The 21,539-nt window shown below is 40.6% G+C and carries 16 protein-coding genes; 11 read left to right on the top strand and 5 right to left on the bottom strand.

Going from position 1 to position 21,539, the window contains the following annotated elements; all coding sequences use genetic code 11:
• Positions 1-37 precede the first annotated feature (37 nt).
• Positions 38-2,071 carry an ATP-binding protein gene (locus PL9214_RS12375; protein ID WP_083579990.1) on the bottom strand — a complete coding sequence of 678 codons (2,034 nt, stop codon included), beginning with the start codon at positions 2,069-2,071 and terminating at the stop codon, positions 38-40.
• Between the two features lie 493 nt (positions 2,072-2,564).
• Between PL9214_RS12375 and PL9214_RS12370 the strand changes: the two genes are divergently transcribed.
• The 4 genes from PL9214_RS12370 to PL9214_RS12355 all read left to right on the top strand — a co-directional run bounded on the left by PL9214_RS12370 (position 2,565) and on the right by PL9214_RS12355 (position 7,100).
• The gene (locus tag PL9214_RS12370; protein ID WP_072719104.1) at positions 2,565-3,713 is read left to right on the top strand and encodes a glycosyltransferase; all 1,149 of its coding nucleotides are present in this window, start codon (positions 2,565-2,567) and stop codon (positions 3,711-3,713) included.
• A gap of 241 nt (positions 3,714-3,954) precedes the next feature.
• The gene (locus PL9214_RS12365; protein ID WP_072719103.1) at positions 3,955-4,689 is read left to right on the top strand and encodes an undecaprenyl-phosphate galactose phosphotransferase family protein; all 735 of its coding nucleotides are present in this window, start codon (positions 3,955-3,957) and stop codon (positions 4,687-4,689) included.
• A gap of 411 nt (positions 4,690-5,100) precedes the next feature.
• On the top strand, positions 5,101-6,129 hold the full coding sequence (gene gmd / locus PL9214_RS12360) for a GDP-mannose 4,6-dehydratase (RefSeq protein ID WP_072719102.1): 1,029 nt from the start codon (positions 5,101-5,103) through the stop codon (positions 6,127-6,129).
• Positions 6,130-6,155: 26 nt separating this feature from the next.
• Positions 6,156-7,100, top strand: a complete 945-nt coding sequence (locus tag PL9214_RS12355; protein WP_072719101.1) for a GDP-L-fucose synthase family protein — start codon at positions 6,156-6,158, stop codon at positions 7,098-7,100.
• A gap of 61 nt (positions 7,101-7,161) precedes the next feature.
• Here the strand turns inward: PL9214_RS12355 and PL9214_RS12350 are convergent, their stop codons facing one another.
• Positions 7,162-8,445, bottom strand: a complete 1,284-nt coding sequence (locus tag PL9214_RS12350) for a valine--pyruvate transaminase (protein ID WP_072719100.1) — start codon at positions 8,443-8,445, stop codon at positions 7,162-7,164.
• Between the two features lie 197 nt (positions 8,446-8,642).
• Between PL9214_RS12350 and PL9214_RS12345 the strand changes: the two genes are divergently transcribed.
• Both PL9214_RS12345 and PL9214_RS12340 read left to right on the top strand, forming a co-directional pair.
• A complete protein-coding gene (locus PL9214_RS12345; protein WP_072719134.1) occupies positions 8,643-9,485 on the top strand; it encodes a Tab2/Atab2 family RNA-binding protein in 843 nt (280 codons plus the stop codon).
• Between the two features lie 106 nt (positions 9,486-9,591).
• Positions 9,592-10,380 carry an Rpn family recombination-promoting nuclease/putative transposase gene (locus PL9214_RS12340; protein WP_072719099.1) on the top strand — a complete coding sequence of 263 codons (789 nt, stop codon included), beginning with the start codon at positions 9,592-9,594 and terminating at the stop codon, positions 10,378-10,380.
• A 135-nt stretch (positions 10,381-10,515) separates the two neighbouring features.
• Here the strand turns inward: PL9214_RS12340 and PL9214_RS12335 are convergent, their stop codons facing one another.
• A complete protein-coding gene (locus PL9214_RS12335; RefSeq protein WP_072719098.1) occupies positions 10,516-11,115 on the bottom strand; it encodes a DJ-1/PfpI family protein in 600 nt (199 codons plus the stop codon).
• Between the two features lie 109 nt (positions 11,116-11,224).
• On the opposite strand from PL9214_RS12335, the gene PL9214_RS12330 reads away from it, so the two are divergent.
• Both PL9214_RS12330 and PL9214_RS12325 read left to right on the top strand, forming a co-directional pair.
• Entirely contained in the window at positions 11,225-12,355 is a 1,131-nt protein-coding gene (locus PL9214_RS12330; RefSeq protein ID WP_072719097.1) for a histidinol-phosphate transaminase, read from the top strand.
• A 26-nt stretch (positions 12,356-12,381) separates the two neighbouring features.
• Positions 12,382-13,164 (top strand): ABC transporter permease, encoded by a 783-nt coding sequence (locus tag PL9214_RS12325; RefSeq protein ID WP_072719096.1) that lies wholly within the window; start codon positions 12,382-12,384, stop codon positions 13,162-13,164.
• Between the two features lie 23 nt (positions 13,165-13,187).
• On the opposite strand, the gene PL9214_RS12320 is transcribed toward PL9214_RS12325, so the two are convergent.
• Complete coding sequence (locus tag PL9214_RS12320) at positions 13,188-16,658, bottom strand: hybrid sensor histidine kinase/response regulator (protein WP_083579989.1); 3,471 nt, start codon at positions 16,656-16,658, stop codon at positions 13,188-13,190.
• 908 nt (positions 16,659-17,566) lie between these two features.
• On the opposite strand from PL9214_RS12320, the gene PL9214_RS12315 reads away from it, so the two are divergent.
• Together PL9214_RS12315 and PL9214_RS12310 are read left to right on the top strand one after the other, a co-directional pair.
• Positions 17,567-18,652 (top strand): DUF8738 domain-containing protein, encoded by a 1,086-nt coding sequence (locus PL9214_RS12315; RefSeq protein WP_072719094.1) that lies wholly within the window; start codon positions 17,567-17,569, stop codon positions 18,650-18,652.
• Between the two features lie 169 nt (positions 18,653-18,821).
• A complete protein-coding gene (locus PL9214_RS12310) occupies positions 18,822-19,001 on the top strand; it encodes a hypothetical protein (RefSeq protein WP_072719093.1) in 180 nt (59 codons plus the stop codon).
• An 88-nt stretch (positions 19,002-19,089) separates the two neighbouring features.
• Here the strand turns inward: PL9214_RS12310 and PL9214_RS12305 are convergent, their stop codons facing one another.
• On the bottom strand, positions 19,090-20,100 hold the full coding sequence (locus PL9214_RS12305) for a DnaJ C-terminal domain-containing protein (protein WP_072719092.1): 1,011 nt from the start codon (positions 20,098-20,100) through the stop codon (positions 19,090-19,092).
• A 365-nt stretch (positions 20,101-20,465) separates the two neighbouring features.
• Between PL9214_RS12305 and ccsB the strand changes: the two genes are divergently transcribed.
• A complete protein-coding gene (gene ccsB, locus PL9214_RS12300; protein WP_072719091.1) occupies positions 20,466-21,497 on the top strand; it encodes a c-type cytochrome biogenesis protein CcsB in 1,032 nt (343 codons plus the stop codon).
• Positions 21,498-21,539: the final 42 nt, after the last annotated feature.

Genomic DNA, 21,539 nt, shown 5'->3' with positions numbered 1-21,539 from the left:
TCAAGAAAACGTGGCAATTTCAGGTTATTCTTTATTTTTACGATAGACCGGGGAGGGAAGTAGGCAGATAAACCGTAAAGGTAGAACCAACTCCCAGTTTGCTAGACACTTTAATTTGTCCTCCCATCATTTTGCAGAAATGGTGGGTTACCGTTAAGCCTAAACCGGTTCCGCCATATTGACGACTAAAGGAATTATCCACTTGGGTAAAAGCTTGAAATAATGTTTGCTGTTGTTCTAAGGAAATCCCAATTCCAGTGTCACTCACTTGAAAACAAATCCAGTCTAAGTCGCCATTATGTTCTCGGTTTAATGTCAGGGTAACTTTCCCCTTTTGGGTAAATTTCAAGGCATTACTGAGCAAATTATAAAAAATTTGTCGGATTTTACCCATATCTCCCTCCATCAGATCTAAATTGTTTTTACAACAAATTTGCATTGTATTTTGATTTTGATCCGCTAGAGGTTGTAAGGTGGTCACCACGTCATGAATCAAACTAGCGACTTCAAAGGTTTCCACATTCAAAGGCATTCGCCCCGATTCTACTTTACATAAATCCAAGATTTCATTAATCATGGTGAGTAAATGGGAACCCGACTGACGAATTTTCTGTACATCGGGTAATAAATCATTAATCCCACGATCTAAAACTTCTTCCAGTAATAAATCACTAAACCCAATAATAGCGTGTAACGGTGTTCTTAACTCATGACTCATATTCGCTAAAAAGGTACTTTTGGCTTGGTTAGCAGTTTGAGCTTGATCTAAAGCGGTTTGTAAAATAGATTCAACCTTCAACCGTTCAATCATTTCAGTTCGCAATTGTTGAATTGCATCTTGTAATTCTGTCGTGCGTTTTTTAACTCTGATTTCTAATTCTGCCTTCACCTGGGCTAGAGCTTGTTCAGCTTTTCGGCGTTCAAATCGTTCAATGGCTAAGGCAACTAAATTCGCTAAGGAATCAATAAAAGTTCGATCTTCAAGATTACATTTCTGTTGATTACTGGGATATTCTACACAGATAAACCCAATAATTTTCCCCCCCAACCAAATCGGTACATCTAAACGGTTTCTCTGGGAATAGGGAAGATCATCCAGGTAAGATTCAGAAGAAATAGATCGATCAACTGATGATAAATCGAGAGGAAATGAACGCTCAGGAGAAAAAGGTGCAGGTTGAGGATTAATCGGAGTTGAACAATGGGTAAAACAATGATTAACAAGGGATAAATCTTCCGGGGAATGGTGATGGGTTTGACGTTCATACAAATCTAAACAAATCCAATCTAAACCCTGCTTTTCTATCCCAGATTCAACGTTAAATTTAGGAATGAATTCAGGAGATTGTTCTGTTTTTAAGATAGCATAACGAATGCTACTATTAAGCCAAACACTGACGCGATCTACTTCTAATGTATTGGCTGCGGTTTCAGTAATTTGGCGAATGGCAATATCCAGATGATCACAATTGCGGGTTTGTTCTCGACTTAAATCCCGCAGAGCAACATTTTGACGATGTAGACGTTCTGTACTGACTTGTAGGGTTTGTTCGGCTTGTTTTCGTTCTGTAATATCATGGAAAATCGAGAGTATCGCTCGTTCTCCTTGAAAGAGTAAAATCTGGAAAGAACCCATAACCCAAAAGGGGGTTCCATTCATTTTTTTGACTTGCAGTTCATAGTTATGAACATAGCCTTCCGCTATGACTTTTTCAATTAATTTTTGCCGATCTAAAGGAAAGAGATAAAAGTCAAGGGTTTTAATCGTTTTGAGAAGCTTCAGCGAAAAACCAAATAAATTACTGGACATGACATTGGCATATAAAATTAAGCCATCGGATAAGCGACTAATAATAATCGGAATAGGGGTGGCTTCTGCGATCGCTTCAAAGATTTCTCGCCGTTCTAATGGGGTTTCAGAAGGGTCAGTAGACGGGGAGGATTTCGGGTTTTGTTTGTCATGCCAGACTTTGAGATCAAAGGTTGTATTTTTCCAGGTTTCAAGGTCTGGGAATAGGGAGTTGACGTGACCCGTAAAAGATTCTTGGGAAAGTTTTTCTTCTAGCATCATTCAAGAGTTTCAAGATTGAATTGGGGGTTTAATAAAAGACTCATGAACTGGTGTTTTGCTGACAGCTAGGACAGGGAAATAGACCAGTAACTAACGAGACAGCATCAATCCAATATCCTCTGGGTTATACCAAATCTGAGTGGGAAGGAGGAAGCGACTTATACTTGAAGCAGAATACCACCCATCACAGAATTGTTATTTAGGGCTAACCCTCGGAATAGAAGCTAGACCCATTTTATGCGAACACCCATTAACTTTGAGGGCGGAATGTGGGTTATATCGCCATCCCTATTTCCCCTGCACCCTGAATGACTTTGATAATTCTGAACAGTTTAGAACAAGATAACCTATATTGGGTGAATTAGGATTCAGGTTTTCCCGGAACAGATCAAAATTTTTTGATCAGGAGTTAAACGCCGGACATTAACATATTTCTCGAATTCCCAAGCTGTGCGATATTGATTCTTGCACTCTCTTGGATTAGATATTTGCTGTGTCGTTAAGCTATGCACTGGTTCATGAATGGTTAACACCCTTGGCGACGGGTGGTTCAGAACTTGTTGTGCAGGAAATTCTCAACCATATTGAAGCGGATGTTTACGCGCTGATTGATTTTGAATCCACAAACCCTGACAGCTATTTGTATCAACGTACCATTGGCACAACCTTTCTTCAACAGTTTCCCCAGGCGCGTTCTGGGGTGCAGAAATATTTGCCTTTACTTCCCCTCGCCATTGAACAACTCGATGTCCGAGATTATGATGTGATCCTCTCGTCTTCCCATGCCGTTGCTAAAGGAGTGCTGACCAGTCCCCATCAACTGCATCTGTGTTACTGCCATACCCCAATGCGCTACGCCTGGGATTTAACCTTTGACTATCTCAACAGTAGTTTAGCAGGAAAAGGGCTACAAGGGGTGTTAACGCGCTATCTACTACATCGTTTGCGGCAGTGGGATGTAATCTCAGCGAACCGAGTGGATTATTTTATTGCCAATTCTAAACATACGGCTCGACGGATTTGGCGGTGTTATCGTCGGCCAGCTACGGTGATTTATCCCCCAGTGCAGGTGGAAAGATTTGAGTTTCAGCCGCAAAAACAAGATTTTTACTTAACCGTTTGTCGTTTGGTAAGTTATAAAAAAATCTCATTGATTGTGCAAGCGTTCAATCGCCTCGGATACCCTTTAGTGGTGATTGGCACCGGCCCCGATTTAAAGGCGATTCAACAACTGGCAAAACCCAATGTTCAGGTCTTAGGATGGCAGCCCAATGAAGTAGTAGACCAGTATATGAGGGATGCTAAAGCCTTTGTCTATGCCTCCTGTGAGGATTTTGGCATGGCCTTAGTAGAAGCTCAAGCTTGTGGTACTCCTGTGATTGCTTACGGTGCGGGAGGTGCTTTGGAAACGGTGCGAGATCTGCGACAATATCCAGATTCGGCAACGGGTTTACTGTTTCCCGCCCAAACCGAGGAGGCATTGGTAGAGACTTTAGAAGCGTTTGAGGAGTCTAGGGGAAGGTTTAACCCTGATATAGCTCGATTAAACGCCTCTGGGTTCAACCCGAAACAATTCCAAGAGCATTATTTGGGATTCGTGGAGCATTGCTTGCAACAATTTCAATCGGGAAATATCAGCTAAAATGCCAATTAATTTCGGATGCGTGAAAATAGGTTTCCCAAAGCAGAGGGTTTAAAATCAAGGAATTCTTTTAACAGTGGATTAAAATTTGGGCTATAGTCCCTTTCTCCACTGGAGTTTTCCCCTTCTGTCAAGACCGATTTTTGATCCGAATTTTGATGAACTAAAGCCGAATTACCTATATTGGGTGTCTTGAGGCTTTATGATCAGGACTGTGTGTGGTGTGAATTGAAGGAGTAAGATGACTGCCAATAGCCAACTCATCTTTGGTAAGGGACTTCGGCGTGGGTTCACAAGGCGGGGGGTTTTGCCCTTGGCCGATCGGGTGATGCCTCAACCCCTGTCTCGACAGCGTTTAGACGAGGAGTTTTTTAAGAGATCTTTTGATATTGTCTTTTCCCTGTCTGTTCTGATTTTGTTTGCTCCGGTTTACATAATTTTGGCTCTGCTGATTGCGTTAAGCTCACCAGGGTCAGTTTTTTATGTCCAAGAGCGAGTGGGGAAAAACCGGAAATTGTTCGGTTGTATTAAATTCAGAACGATGGTGAGTAATGCCGATGAAATGTTAGCGCAAATGATGGAAACCCATCCCCATTTGCGGGAAGAATTTCACAATAATTTCAAACTCAAACATGATCCTAGAATTACTTGGATAGGTCGGTTTTTACGGGTGACAAGTTTAGATGAATTTCCCCAATTTTGGAATGTTTTAATGGGGGATATGAGTGTAGTTGGCCCTAGACCTTTAGTGGTTGAAGAACTACATAAATATGGTCGTCACATGGATAAAATTTTGACCATCAAACCCGGAATTACTGGACTATGGCAAGTTTCAGGACGCAATGATATTCCCTATCCTCGTCGTGTTCAGATGGATTTATACTATGTCAACTTTAAGAATTTCTGGACGGATTTATGGATAGTCATCAAAACCATTGGTGTTGTGATTTTTCCTAAAAATAATGGAGCTTATTAGGTTCAGAAAAAATACAAGATTCCTAGCTCAATTGAATCTTGTTTTATTTTTCTTTAAATTTTCAAACCTAGAATTTGACAAACCCCCTAAACCTTGTGCATCAAGAGTTGAGGGGTTTCATTTTGAGCTAACTAGCTGATCAACCTCAAACTAGGATGAGGATTCTCCAGTAACTGAACGAGTCTGATAGAGTAGGGATTGGAATTAACTTGAATTAAACTGGGTATCAGGTTAATTTGGTGATGGGTACTGATCCAGGACTGACAAGTCTGCAAGATCAGGATGATCGATTCACGGACTGAATTGCTGATCAGGTTCTGGGGTGCAAACAAGACAGACTTCTCCCCGTTAATTGTTGTGTACAATTAAACGAGGGAATATTAACCTACAAGACCATAAGGAATACTATAAATGACGGAACGGAAAAGAGCCTTAATTACGGGAATTACGGGTCAAGATGGCTCATATCTGAGTGAATTGTTGCTCGAAAAAGGCTATGAAGTTCATGGAATTATTCGTCGCTCTTCTAGCTTTAATACTGACCGTATTGACCATATTTATAAAGATCCGCATAACCTTGAGGCGCGGTTATTTCTACATTACGGAGATTTAACCGATGGTACAACTTTACGCCGAATTCTGGAAGATGTTAAACCTGTAGAAATTTATAACCTTGGGGCTCAATCCCATGTGCGGGTCAGTTTTGATTCCCCGGAATATACCGTTGATACAGTTGGAATGGGGGTTTTACGTTTATTAGAAGCAATTCGAGACTATCAACACCGTACCGGAATCGAAGTTCGTTTTTATCAAGCGGGTTCTTCAGAAATGTTTGGGAAAGTGTTAGAAATTCCCCAAAAAGAAACGACACCTTTCTATCCCCGCAGCCCCTACGCCTGTGCTAAAGTTTATGGACATTGGCAAACCGTAAACTATCGAGAATCCTACGGTTTATTTGCCTGTAATGGAATTTTATTTAACCATGAAAGTCCCCGGCGTGGCCCTACCTTTGTGACCCGCAAAATTACCCGCGCGGTGGCTCGAATTGTTAAAGGGAAACAAAAGGAAATCTATTTAGGAAATCTCGATTCTAAGCGAGATTGGGGCTATGCTAAAGATTATGTTCGAGCCATGTGGCTGATGCTCCAACATTCTGAACCGGATGATTATGTGGTAGCTACCAATGAAACCCATTCAATTCGGGAATTCCTCGATATTGCCTTTGGTCATGTTAATTTAGATTGGCAAAATTATGTCAAATTTGATGAACGCTATCTGCGTCCTGCGGAAGTGGATATTTTAATTGGTGACCCTGCTAAAGCTAAAGCCAAATTAGGATGGGAACCTAGTGTTACCTTTGAAGAATTAGTTAAATTAATGGTAGATTCTGATCTCAAAGCCTTGGAAGAAACTCAAGAACCTACCCATCAATTTGATTAATAACTGATATAATAGAGGCTAAATTCATGAGTCCACTGGATTTAACAAATAAACGGATTCTGGTGACAGGAGGTGCGGGTTTTTTAGGGCGTCAAGTGGTAGCTCAACTGCATCAAGCAGGTGCTGATCCAAAGCAGATTATGATCCCTCGTTCTAAAGATTATAATCTGTGTACATTAGACGCTTGCCAAAAAGTGGTTCAGGATCAAGATATTGTGATTCATTTGGCGGCACACGTTGGTGGCATTGGTTTAAATTTAGTCAAACCGGCGGAACTGTTTTACGATAACTTGATGATGGGGACTCAATTAATTGAAAGTGCCTATCGTGCAGGGGTAGAAAAGTTTGTTTGTGTGGGAACCATTTGCGCCTATCCTAAGTTTACACCTGTTCCTTTTAAAGAAGATGATCTGTGGGACGGTTATCCTGAAGAAACCAATGCACCCTATGGAATTGCTAAAAAAGCATTGTTGGTGCAATTACAAGCTTATCGTCAACAATATGGTTTCAATGGAATTTATCTGTTACCCGTGAATTTATACGGCCCTGAAGATAATTTTGATCCCAAAAGTTCCCATGTAATTCCGGCATTAATTCGCAAGGTTTATGAAGCTCAACAACGGGGAGATAAAACTCTCCCAGTTTGGGGAGATGGGAGTCCCAGTCGCGAGTTTCTGTATTCAACGGATGCAGCACGGGGAATTGTTATGGCTACTCAATTGTACAATGAACCCGACCCCGTGAATTTAGGGACAAATCAGGAAGTCAAAATTAAAGACTTAGTAGAAACGATTTGTGAATTGATGGGATTTGAGGGAGAAATTGTCTGGGAAACGGATAAACCCAATGGTCAACCTCGGCGTTGTTTAGATACAACTAGAGCGAAAGAAAAATTCGGGTTTATAGCAGAAGTTGGCTTTAAAGAAGGGTTAAAAAATACCATTGATTGGTATCGTCAACACGCTGAATAAGGTTTTAAAAAGTAACGATTAGGGTGTTTCATGTAAAGTGACACACCCTTTTTTATGACCCTTAAACAGCAATTGCTGCGGATTTATAAATCTGCTCAACAACTGTTGCTAACCGCTTCATTCCTTCTGTAATTTCTTCATCCGTTGCCGTTAAACTAATGCGAAGACATTGGTTTTTATGGCTCCATTCTCCTTGTAAACCGGGGAAAAATGAACTACCGGGAACCACAATTAAACCGACTTCTTTTAGCTGCTGATAAAGTTCCCAATCCGTCATCGGTAAATCTTTAAACCACATCCAGGCAAAAATTGCGCCTTCACCTCGATGTAAAAACCAAGGTAAATTGTTAGGCATGGCTTGATTTAATGCCGTTTCAACAACGGTGAATTTCTGCTGATAATAAGGACGAATTACCTCCGTGGCAATTTCTGATAATGCTCCACACCCAATAGCACGGGCGGCAATGGCTTGTCCATAACGGGGGGAATGAATACACATATTGGTTTGAAATGCTTCTAATACCTGAATTGTGCTTTCATTCCCGATGGCAATTCCTAATCGTTCCCCCGGTAAACCTGCTTTTGATAAACTAATACAATGAATAATATTATCTCCAAAAACAGGTTTCATTTCTGTAAAATTCAACGCCGGAAAGGGGGGTGCATAGGCTGAATCAATAAACACAGGAACATTAAAAGGTGCTGCTAATGCTGCAATTTTTTTGACTTCTTCTTCCGTCAAAACATTACCACTGGGATTACAGGGACGGGAGAAAACAACACAGCCAGTCGTTTCATCAATCGTTAATTGATTAAAATCAGGACGATATTTAAAATAATGATTAGCTTCATCAATATCTAAGGCGGGTTGATAGGAAAAAACCGCTTCAGGAATTAAACTCACACCCCCATATCCGGTATAATCAGGACTTAAAGGTAAAACAACTTTTTTCAGTTTGCCTTCGGTGGTATATCCCCCAAAGGCATTAGCTGCATAGAAATAAATTGATTGACTCCCCGGTGTAATTAATACATTACAATCCGTTAAATTTAACCCATAACGAGAGTTAAAATCCTCAACAATAACATCAATAAAAGGTTGATATCCCTGACTCGAACCATACCGACAAACCACTTCCCCATATTCAGGACTCGATAGCAATTGTTCCGTACAATCTCGCCAAAGTTGTTCAACTTCTGGCAAAATTACCGGATTTCCCGCACTTAAATTAATAAAATCTTTGCCTTTTCCTGATCTTAACGTTTCAATAATATCTTTCATAATGGCACGAACCCCAGTTAAACGAGACATCCGTTCACCAAATTGTGTCAATGCAGGATTCATAGTTCTATAACCCAATTAATTAATTAACATCATTCTCCTGTTATCAGGAGACGGCAGGCAGAATCATAACCCGAAATCTGATACCCAAAACCTCAGCAATGGAATTTGATCCCTGTTAATCTTCATTTGATCAATCTTAACCTTAGAATTGAAAATACAGAATAGTTTCAATCAGAATGTTAGGGGTTTTTGTGTCTATGGTGATCTGGCAAGCTGATTTTTATCGTCGTCCCCTGAAGGATACCACTGGGAAACCCCTTTGGGAGTTATTAGTCTGTGATCAGACTCGCCAAGTTGAGTTTATAGCGATGTGTCCTCAATCGCAAGCGAATTCGACTTGGTTAATTGAACAGTTACAGCAAGCAATTGTAATCCAAAAACCGGAGCGAATTCAAGTCTTTCGTCCCCAGTCTTTCAGTTTATTAGAAATGGCTGGCAAAGCATTAGGAATTTCGGTAGAACCCTCTCGAAATACTATGGCTTTAAAACAGTGGTTAGAGGAACGTTCAAAAGTCTATTCTAAGTTAGAAAATTATACGGGGGAACCCTATAATCCTGTGACGTTAGATCAACCCCCCCCTTTACCTTTACCTGAAAATTTATGGGGTGATCGCTGGCGATTTGCTAACCTATCTGCGGGAAATTTGCAAGCGTTTTTTGCAGATAGTCCGATTCCAATTTTACAAACACCGGATGAATTTTTACCGTTAAATTTAGGATTAGCATCTGTAGTTGCCATTCCTGGGATTGTGATTGATGGGGGTAAAAAATCGATGCCGTTAGCGCGATGGTTAGCCGAAATTAAACCTTTTTCTTGCAATTATATAGCGGGTTCACCCGATGGATTAATTTTAGAATCGGGGTTAATTGATCGTTGGGTAATAGCCACTTTTGAAGATGCAGAGGTCATAGAAGCTGCTAAAACCTTTGAAGTGAGAAAGCAGTTAGCTAAAGGATTACATTTTTTATTAGTTCAACCGGATGATTCGGGAATGACATTCAGTGGATTTTGGTTATTAAAAGGGGAACTGAAAAATTAATCATTAACCTGATAATTCTGGTTGAACCCATCAATTAGCTATAGTAGTTTAGATTGAGCACATTGTAAAATGAATAGATGAGGAGATTCGGGAGGGATAATCAAGGGTGTTTGACAGTATTTGCAAGTTTTTGGCTGAAAATTATTCTCAAGATTTAGCGAGTTGGTTGTTGGGTTCTCCCGTTGCGTTAACAGAGTTAAGTCCCCAAGAGTTATCCTTGGAACCCATTCGGGCTGATTCCCTGATCTTACTGCAATCGGATGATCTGGTCTTGCATACAGAATTTCAAACGGAACCCGATGCTAAAATCCCTTTTCGGATGTTAGATTATCGAGTAAGGGTCTATCGCCGTTTTCCTAATAAAGTCATGCGTCAGGTGGTGATTTATCTGGATCGCACTAACTCTCCTTTAGTCCAAGAAAATAGTTTTCGCCTAGAGAATACATTTCATCAGTTTGAGGTGATTCGTCTTTGGGAACAACCACCTGAAGAGTTTTTAAATGTATTAGGACTGTTACCCTTTGCGGTACTGAGTCAGACGGATGATCCGACAATGATATTAAGTCAAGTGGCTGAAGTGATTAACAGAATTACAGATCAACAAGTTCAAAGTAATCTTACGGCTGCTTCGGCAATTTTGGCGGGTTTAATTTTAAATCAAGATACCGTGAAAAGAATTTTAAGGAGTGATCTTATGCGAAATTCAGTGATTTATCAAGAAATCCTACAAGAAGGGAAATTGCAAGGGAAATTGCAAGGGAAATTAGAAGGGAAAATTGAAGGGAAATTGGAAGCTAAGGAAGAAGTTGCTTTAAATTTATTGCGAATGGGTTTTAGTTTAGAGCAAGTGATTCAAGCAACGGGATTAAGTATTGAAGACATTCAATCTTTGTAAAACGCTTGAGTATTCCCGTCATTGATATCGAGAATTTATATATTGTTCAAGAAACCCTGTTTTTGAATCATAAGCTTACGCAGATATTAGATAAAATTAAGTGTATGATATCTGCGTAAGCCTCGAATTGGGAAACTAAACCTTTGCCAATTCTAAATGCTCAATTTTTGTTCCTAATACCGTTAAAAATGCAGCTAACCAACGGGGATGAGCCGGCCAAGCGGGAGCGGTAATTAAATTTCCATCAACAATGGCATCATCAACAGCAATATCCGCATATTCTCCTCCGGCGCGAATCACATCAGGCCCACAAGCAGGATAGGCAGAACACCGTTTTCCCTGTAAAACATCGGCTGCTGCTAACAGTTGAGCACCATGACAAATAGCAGCAATGGGTTTATTCGTTTGAGCAAAATACTGCACCATTTTAATAACATCTGCATTCAACCGAATATATTCTGGTGCCCGTCCACCGGGTATCACTAACGCATCATAATTTTCGGGTTTAATTTGATCAAATGTGGCATTTAAGGTGAAATTATGACCGGGTTTTTCACTATAGGTTTGGTCGCCTTCAAAGTCATGAATTGCAGTTTTTACCTTTTCCTCTGCTTTTTTTCCCGGACACACTGCATGAACCGTATGTCCGACCATTTGCAAGGCTTGAAACGGAACCATGCACTCGTAATCTTCAACGAAGTCACCCACGAGCATTAAAATTTGTTTGGCTGCCATAGTTCAATTCAATCAGAAGAATATTAGTTTTTGGATGTTATTTTAGTCTAAATTAAGAGATAATAGAGTTTGTGTGAACTTAAGAAAAAATTACGATCACGTCAACGCCATGCTGTCTTTTCTCCGCAACGACCTCAACCAAATTAACGCCTATACTCCTCACCCTGGGGGAAGTTCCGGTAGTCCGGTGGAGGCTGAAATTTTGGATCGTTTGGATACGAATGAATGTCCCTATGATTTACCAGAAGCGTTAAAACAAAAGCTGGCGTGGACGTATCAACATGAAATTGAAACGAATCGTTATCCTGATGGCAGTCATTTCCCGTTAAAACTAGCGATCGCAAGCTATATTAATGAAATCATTTCTAATTCGGAAGCCTATGTTAATCCTGAGCAAATTTCTGTAGGGAATGGGTCGGATGAATTAATTCGCTCCATCTTAATTGCCACTTCTTTAGGGGGAGAAGGGTCAATTTTAGTGGCTAATCCCACCTTTTCCATGTATGGAATTATTGCTCAAACTTTAGGGATTCCAGTTGTGAACGTGGGACGGGATGAAGACACATTTGAAATGGATTTAAAAGCCGCTAAAACTACAATTGAAACCACACAAAATTCTCCCATTCGAGTTGTATTTGTGGTGCATCCTAATTCCCCAACGGCTAATGCTTTAACAGAAGATGAATTAGACTGGTTAAGAAGCTTACCCAAAGATATTTTAGTGGTTATTGATGAAGCTTATTTTGAGTTTAGTCAAACCAGTGTTGTCGAGGAGTTAAAACAGCATCCCAATTGGGTGATTTTACGCACCTTTTCTAAAGCTTTTCGCTTGGCTTCATTACGCGCTGGATATGCGATCGCTCATCCTGAATTGATCACTGCATTAGAAAAAGTTCGTCTTCCCTATAATCTCCCCAGTTTCACACAAACCGCAGCGTTATTAGCTTTAAATCACCGTCAAGAGTTACTCGCCGTTATTCCTGAAATATTGGGAGAACGCACTCGTTTAATTAATACTTTAGCTCAAAATAAACAGTTAAAGCTTTGGCGAAGTGATGCTAATTTTATTTATATTAGACTCACTGATGAACGCAATTCTGAACCTGCATTAAACGAGATCATGCAACAATTAAAAACCAAAGGAACATTAGTCCGTCACACTGGAGGAGGACTGCGAATTACCATTGGTCGTCCTGATGAAAATCAACGCACCATTGAACGGTTATTTTCTATTTTATAGGGACAAGGGAACAACAGGAAGTTATGATGCAACGCTATTTTAAAATTTTAACCTTATTTTGGGAAACTGCGATTTCGGCAGAACTAGAATATCGGGTAAATTTTTTGATTTCTGCTATCACTAGCTTAGGGAGTTTAATTGGCAGTATGTTTAGCCTGTTTCTATTTTATAGAACCGGGTATAGTTTTGAAGGATGGAGTTGGGAAGAAGCCTTAATTGTTCTGGGGATTTTTACAATTTTACAAGGAATTTCTACAACAATATTAGTTCCCAATTTAAACAGAATTGTTACCCATGTTCAAGATGGAACCTTAGATTTTGTCTTACTTAAACCCCTCAGTAGTCAATTTTGGCTATCCACCCGGATGATTTCTCCTTGGGGAACCCCAGATTTAATTTTTGGTTGTTCAATTGTTGTCTATGAAGGTAATAAACTCGGCTTAACTGGAAGAGATTATCTCGATAGTTTATTGCCTTTATCCTTTGGCATTATGAGTTTATACAGTATATGGTTTATCTTAGGAGCAACCAGTATTTGGTTTGTTAAAATTTATAATGTCACCGAGGTATTACGGGGATTATTAGAAGCCGGACGATATCCAATGGTGGCTTATCCCATGGCTTATCGTTTCTTTTTTACCTTTATTGTTCCCGTCGCATTTTTAACAACAATTCCCGCCGAATCTATTTTAGGACGAACGCAAATCTCCTGGGTGATGGGTTCAGGATTATTAGCTTTAGGGCTATTAATATTTTCGGCAAAGTTTTGGGAATTTGCTTTAAAATACTATACCAGCGCATCAAGTTAATTTCCAATTATAACCCCGCTTTATTATCCAATAATTCCAACTAAATTGGCAACTGTAAACAATAATTCATGGGATTCTACAGGTTTTGCCAAATGAGCGTGAAATCCTGCCGAAAATGCTGCTGTGCGGTCTTCAGCTTTGGCATAAGCCGTCAACGCTAAAGCCGGAATTTGACCTCCTTCTTCTGGGGGTAATAAACGAATTCGACGTAATAAAGAATAACCGTCTCCTTGAGGCATTCCAATATCACTCACTAAGATATGAAATGGAGATGTACTACTGTTGTCTTTTAATAAATTAAATGCTTCTTCAGCACTACCTGCCGTCACCACATTTGCCCCACAATTTTGTAAAATATGAGCCACTAAATCACGAGCATCAACTTCATCATCAACGACTAACACTCGTATTCCTTTTAATTTAAAACAACTTTCTAGGAGCAAATCATTGTCACTGAGAAAATCTTGAAAATCATCATTTTCTTCTAATAACTCTGATGTCATAAAAGGTAACTTGACCGTAAAGGTTGTACCCTGTCCTAACCCAGGACTATCAACGCTAACAGTTCCCCCATGCAGTTCAACTAAATGACGCACAATGGCTAATCCTAATCCTAATCCCCCTTGTTTGCGAGTAATAGAACCATCAGCTTGTCGAAAACGCTCAAATACAAAAGGTAAAAAATCTGGACTAATTCCTTGTCCTGTATCACTCACTTGAATTTCTCCATATTCTACCTTTTCAACTCCTTCCGAAAACGACCCATTCCGTTGAGTTAGAGAATCTAAACGAGAACCGGAATTTTCCTCTTGAAACTTACCAAGTCGCACTTCAATTTTTCCGCCTTCTGAGCTAAATTTCACTGCATTTGTGAGTAGATTCCAAATCACCTGCTGTAAACGATTGCTATCCCCCATCACAATCCCAATATTAGATTGAAGAGAAACATGAATCTTAATATTTTTTGCCTCCGCCGCCGGACGTACTGTGTCAATGGCAGCTTCAATAATTGGAATTAAAGAAGTTGGAGCCAGACTTAAATGTAATTTGCCACTCATAATTCGAGAGACATCTAATAAATCCTCAATGAGTTGAGCTAAAGAACGGGTATTGCGGTTAATTGTTTCTGTAGCTCGATTAAAAGTTTCTGCATCTAAATGTTTCGACATTAATAGTTGTGTCCATCCCAACATGGCATTCAACGGTGTTCGTAATTCATGGGAAAGTGTTGCTAAAAATTCATCTTTGAGACGGTTTGCTTCCGCTAACTCTTCCGCACGGGTGCGGAGTTGAGCTTCTAATTGTTTACGGTTGGTAATATCGCGTAAAGCCGTTACTTGAACTTGACGTCCTTTATAAACATGGGGACGACCGATAATTTCTAAATTAAATTTTATCCCATCTTTTTTTAAGCCAAAAGCCTCAACTGGAGCTTCTAAATTCTTCCGCAAATTGTGTAAAATTAAAGCGTGACTATCAGGAGTAACAAAATCTAAAAAAGACGCTCCAATCATGTTTTCTAAACAGCAATCAAACATAATAGCTGCCCCTTGATTAGCCTCTAAAATCATCCCATTTTCATGAATAATAATTCCATCAAACGTCGTTTCAATTAACGTTCTAAACCGAGCTTCACTTTCTTGTAATTCTTCTTCTGCGTGTTTTCGTTCTGTAATATCTTCATAGATAAAAACCACTTCCCGAATTTGACCAATTTCATCCCGCACCGGATAAATATAAGCTTGTATCCAACGTTGAGCATAGCTATAACGAGATAATCCTGGGAAGGTTTCATGGGGATCATACAAAATCGGAGGAATGGTCACCGATTCCCCAGCAAATCCCCGTTTAATATAAGAGATAATTTCTTTTTCAATGAATTGTTTATCGTTAAAAAGATTGTAATCTTTGATATTTTCTCCTTTAATTCCCCACAAATCTTCCCAGGCCCGGTTGACACGCTGAACAGAGCCATCTACCGATAAAATTAAAATACTCAAAGGAGATTGTTCAACCATCGTTCGATATTGCACTTCTGAACGACGTAATAAAGCTTCCGCTTGACGGCTTTCTGTGCGGTCAATCGCCACCCCCCCGACTAACGGCTGTCCGTAAGCATCCCAAATCGGAAATTGATAAACTAAAAATTCTCCCATAGTGCCATCCCGTCTAGGGACAGACTTAATCACTTCTAAAACACGGTTTTCTGAAGCAACAATAGAAATACAATCGAGGAATTCTGAAGCTAAGTGGGAAGGAAATAGATCAACAACTGTTGTTCCTAAAGCTTCCTTGAAAACATTAAAGGTTTGAGTATAGCTTTTACTAAAATATAACATTCGACCTTGGCGATCGCAAATCCAAGCGCTGGCTGGACTATAATCCATAAAAGCTTGAAATCGGGCTTCACTATCTCGCAACGCTTTTTCGGATTTTCTTAATTCTGTTGCCGTTTTTTCAGCAATGCGTCGGGCTTGAATTTGCGATCGCATTAATCCAAATAAAATAATACCGACTAAACTCCCTGACAAGGCAATATAGGGAGCAATCAAACGTTGAGAATTAAAATCCAGTTCCGGGCGAGACGTATATTTAATTGTCCAAGTTTGTCCAGCAATCGAAATCATTTTCCGTCGCTCAAATCGAGGCTTGAATCCAAAGGGATGCTGCTGAGAATTAGAATCATACAAAAGATGGGCTGGGGTAATCGCTAAACCATCATAAATTTCAAAATCAATCAAAGACTCTCGATTACTCCCGAAAAGTCCTTGCATCAAATCTCCCATCCGAAATGGACTATAGATAAATCCCCGTAATTTCTGCCGTCTTTCTGCTACCGTTGGCGGAATAGAATTGCCTTGATAAATGGGAAAATAGATTAAAAAACCCGCTTGTTTTTTCTGGTCAATTTCTTGGCGAAGAATGACTCGACCGGATGCGATGGGTAGACCCGCATCACGAGCACGTTCCATCGCCTTACGACGCACAGGTTCGCTAAACATATCAAAACCAATAGCGGCTTGGTTGCGTTGATCTAAGGGTTCTAGGTAGATAATGGCATAATATTCCGGGCGAGGATAATCAGGATGAGGCGTAAAGTTGGACATCCCTTCCTGTCGCATTCGGTCAATTAATTGATCTTTTTCCGAGGGCGAAAACCGAATACTAAATCCAATCCCTTGAATACCCGGATATTCTTCACGCAGTTGTAACCGTTCCATGTAGGCGCGAAACGTTTCTCGATCTACAGTCTCTTGAGCCGCAAATAATCCACTTCCCGCCCGCAGTAAGGCAATATAGGTTTTAACATGATCTCGGATTAAATTTTCTGTGCGTTGGATAGAAGAGTCAAATCGCAACCGATCTTGAGTACGCGCCGTAGATTCCACATAATAGGTTGCCAGTGCCGTCAGCAGCAATGTGCTTAACAGAACGAGATAAGGAACAATCTGCCGATTGGGTGACAAGAACTTATAGAGCCATTTACGCTTCATAGAGGCATAATCGAACGTCTGATGATTAGGAACGCAGGTAGACAATAAGTGATCTGGGCTACTTCAATTATTACTCTTTCTGAGCGGATCAGACTTACATCGCCTATTTTGATTGTGATGCAGGCTTGACTCTAATGTCACATTCATTTAACAAATACTTAGATTTTCTATCCGTAGACAGACTGATCTCATACCCTTTTCAATTTCTGAAGGGAACAAGGAACAGAGATAATACTTCTGGCTGTTTCATGTCAGTTGTAAATGATTACAATCTATTTGGGATTGCTATAGGTGCTGATTTTTAAAGGCTAATTTTGTTTTTTATTATTCTCTATTTCGTTTTTTAATCACTAACTTCCTCTAATAAATACCCCAGTGCTTCTATTTCTTAAAAAAAAGTGTAGGGGGGAATCAAAGCTCAGATTGATGGGAACTTCGATTTTATCTACTTCCGCCCCTACTTACAAACCCGCTACCACATCTTTCAACAGGGATGCTACCGGATTGAGTCTACATCTGGCTCCTCTGAGTCACTTAAGGAGATTAAGTTCTAACCTAGAAATTCCTTAAGTGCATAGGACACATCTCTCTGCTACTGTGCGCCTATTATCTCAATGAAACTAGAGGCTTGAAAATCCATAAAGTTAACAAGTTGCATCTGTAAAATTACTGATCCTTGTACATTGGGAGCAAAGACACATATTTTGTGTATTTTGTCAATATACACAAATGGGTGTTTTTGTAGACAAAATTCAGAAGATGATACAAAAAATGTAGCCAATATTTTCAAAATTGTATTCAAAAAGTAATGCTGTAACTCTCCATCCCCAAAATTTCCTGAATCTGTAGGCCAGCCGAAGGAAAGATCCGGTTAAAGATTCCTCTGAAGCGTTTAGCTTTCTTCTGCTATGAGAGTTCATCCTCGATTCATTGCTCTACTCGGTGTTCTGTGTTTACTTCCGGCTGAACCCCTCTATGCCTTTCCCCTCCAAGCAAACAACAATTCAGTTCCTGTTGCTCAGTTTGTGAATCCCTCTAATCCTTTGACTTCTGACTTTCCAATATCCCTTGCAGCTTTGGTCAAACAAAAAGCTATGGAACTTACTGGTGTTCCTGCATCGAGTGTCACCCTTCTCAATGCAGAACGTCGCATCTGGCCTAATGGCTGTTTAGGTCTTTCCTTTCCCGACATCGCCTGTTCCCAAAGCCAAGTCGAAGGCTGGTTAGTCACCGTTAAGAGTGGCGAAAAAGGTTTACTATTTCGCACGAATAACCGAGGGAATACAATTTATCTGGAAAATGGTTTGAGTGTTTTACCTGTTTCTGTAAAAGAAGCCGTATTAAAAGCGGCACAGTCCCAGTCAGGAATTCCCCGGAATCAACTTCAAATTATTCAAGCCAATTCTCGTCTTTGGGATGGATGTTTAGGCGTTCATCAACCTGATCAAATGTGTCCTCAAATTGCAATTTTCGGTTGGCAAATCACCGTCAGAGGTAGGGGTCAACGTTGGATTTACCATACAAATCAGGATGGATTTCAAGTCCGACTTTATAGCACCACGGCTCAAGGAAATAGCAATATTGGAACCCTGCAACCGATTCCCTTTAGTCCCACTGAAGTCTCTCCTTCCTTACCCAGAGGTGCTGTATTTCAGACCATTTCTTCTGGGGGAATTACGGGAGGTTTGTCTAAAGTAACGTTGTGGTCAGATGGATGGATTACTTCCCAACAATTAAACGGAGGTCAACCTTCTATCATTAAACGGAATTGGATTCCACCCCAAGAAGTTCAGGCTTTCCAAAGACTGCTGACTACACAACCGTTCACTCAATATGATCGTCTCAGTTTTCCCGCGCCTTCAGGAGCCGCTGATTTCATCACCGTAACCTTAGTGGGACAAGCCACCGTAACCCGCTATGCCGATTTAAACGTTCAATTTCTCCCCCAACCCTTACGCACTATTATTACCGCTTGGGAACAGATTCAAAACTGAAGGTAAATGATTGATAGTTTCTTTCCCCAAACGTCTTTCAATTCTTAACGGTTTATTTACAAAACTTTGCACAACTGTTAAAGTATTTGTCATTTTCGTAACAAAATTTCGATAAGGGATAAAGTGGAATTAAAAAAGAAATAGAAAAGTTTGGGGAGGAAAACCTACAATGTTTATCAATCTTTACTGGAGGAAACCCCTTTCTCATCCACACCTAGAAAAACCGACCCTAGAAACGCCGATTTTGACCCAGACCCAAAGCAAAAGCCTCGCCAAAAAAGGACAATTAGTGGCGCGTTGGGTAAAGGATGAAAATTCTCGGCTTTCTTGCCAATGGGTGAATGAGTAGTTTTATCGTCCAAAAACATTCAACAATTTATGCAAGTTCACAGTATTAACCGATCAGGACACCATGCTTCTGATCGGTTTAAACATTTTTAGAGTTTCATTTCTTTCAAGCTGCTGCGGGGATTAAACGTCCGAGTCGCGCGAATTTTTTCATAATATTCTCGTTCATTGGGATTAAGTTCTTTAGGGGGAACTACAACAATTTTAACTAATTGATCCGTGCGTCCTCCTCCCTTGGGTTTTGGCCATCCTTTGCCTCGCAATCGCAAGGACTGTCCTGAACGAATTCCCGGTGGAATATTCATCGTTACCATCCCATCGGGTGTAGGAACTTCAACAGAGGTTCCTAAAACCACTTCATCCGGGGTTAAAGGCAGTTCACAAACCAAATTTTCCCCGTCAAATTGGAAAAAAGGATGGGGTTGCAGTTCCACTTTCAGGTATAAATCCCCCCGTTGTTGGGTGTAGGGATCGAGTTGACCTTGACCACGAACTCTAATTTTACTCCCCGGTTTTACTCCCGCCGGAATCGTGACTTCCCCGGTTCCATAGCGTTTTTGGGTTCCATGAAAGGCTTCACTGAGAGAGAGCGTGACAATCGCTTCCGAATCGGCGATGGCAGAAGTGTTGCGGCTATTAAATCCAGAGGAAAAATCATTATAAGCACCCCCTCCAAATCCCGAAGGATTTCCGGGTTGGGTACGATAGGAATAACTGCGACTGCTACTTGCTCCAGGTCTTGGCCCTCCACCCGCACGGCCTAAAAGAGCATTAATAAATTCATCAAAACTGTTAAATTGGCTAAAGTCAAATCCGCTAAAATCTACGTTGGAACCTGCCCCACCGGGCCATCCGGCACTTCCGGCTTGATTCCAATATTGACCAAATTGATCGTATTTTCCCCGTTTATCAGTGTCGGACAAAACTTCATAGGCTTCGTTCACTTCTTTAAAACGGGCTTCGGCTTGTTTATTCCCTGGATTCATATCCGGGTGATATTTCCGGGCAAGTTTACGGTAGGCTTTTTTAATATCATCAGCCGTTGCCACTTTCTCCAATCCTAAAATCGCGTAGTAGTCTTTATAGTCAGTCCCAGGCATTCTTCCCCTCTCCTCAATACAGTGATCCTGAAGCCAGTTGTTTTTTGATTAATATTCTTTAATATAGTTCAGCAGATTAATTTCCTAAGCTGCTCCTGATCTCAATTTAGGGGTTTAATCAGGCTGGATTTCCCGACGCTCAACATCCCCTATCTCAGTGCTGCTTAATCTTTACTTACAAGGTATCAAGGTTTTTAAGGCAATTGGGTTCGGTTGTTGCTGATGGAATCAGCGCAATGTCCGAACTTTACGAAATCAGGATCTCAACGGAAACATCACCCAAGATCGCCAGGAATCGGTAGGATCAGTAGAGATAGAGTTCTGAAAAAACTCGGTAATTCATACCGTTACCAGGAGAATCGTTCATGAGTCTGGTTATACTCCAGAATGGATTAGATAATATATCCTTTGCCCTTTTATTTGCCACCCTGTTATTGTATTGGGTGGGGGCTGCATTTCCTAATATTCCTTATCTCTGGGCGTTGGGAACCGCAGGAATGGCGATCGCTAATCTTTCGATTGCAGCCCTATTGGGAGCGAGATGGATTGAGGCAGGTTACTTTCCTATTAGTAATTTATATGAATCGCTATTTTTCCTAACGTGGGGTATTACAACGATTCATCTGATTGCTGAAAATATGAGTCGTAGCCGTTTAGTGGGAGTTGTAACTTCTCCTGTGGCGATGGCAATTGTAGCCTTTGCAGCTTTAAAATTACCGCCCCAAATGCGCGTGGCTGAACCGTTAGTACCCGCTTTAAAATCTAACTGGTTAATGATGCACGTCAGCGTCATGATGTTAAGTTATGCCACCTTAATGGTCGGTTCTTTGTTAGCGATCGCCTTTTTAATTCTGACACGGGGACAGGAAGTTGAATTAAGTGGTAGTTCTCTCGGAACCCGCATTTCTCGAAATCATCAGAAACCGGTTACTAATTTAGTCACCTATTCTCTGTCCACGGTTACAGACTCCAACCCCCAAGGGTTAACAACGAATGGAAATAGTACAACGGCTGTCTTAGAAGCGGTTAAACTCACAGATAATCTTCTCTCTGTTCAACCTCTGTCTCCACAGCGATTAACGTTAGTGGAAACGATTGATAATATCAGTTATCGGATTATTGGATTAGGATTTCCGCTTTTAACCATTGGGATTATCGCTGGGGCTGTTTGGGCGAATGAAGCTTGGGGTTCCTATTGGAGTTGGGATCCCAAAGAAACCTGGGCGTTAATTACTTGGTTAGTGTTCGCCGCTTATTTACACGCACGCATTACTCGCGGTTGGCAAGGACGGAAACCTGCTATTTTAGCAGCCACAGGATTCGTCGTGGTGTGGGTGTGCTATTTAGGAGTTAATCTATTAGGAAAAGGGTTACATTCCTACGGTTGGTTCTTCTAAATGAATTTGAACCCTTTTGAGGGTAATTCCCTTGCACAAAAG

Source organism: Planktothrix tepida PCC 9214, from assembly GCF_900009145.1.
GTDB classification, from domain to species: Bacteria; Cyanobacteriota; Cyanobacteriia; order Cyanobacteriales; family Microcoleaceae; genus Planktothrix; species Planktothrix tepida.
Note: the sequence above shows the minus strand (reverse complement) of the source record. Positions and strands in the feature narration are given on the sequence as shown.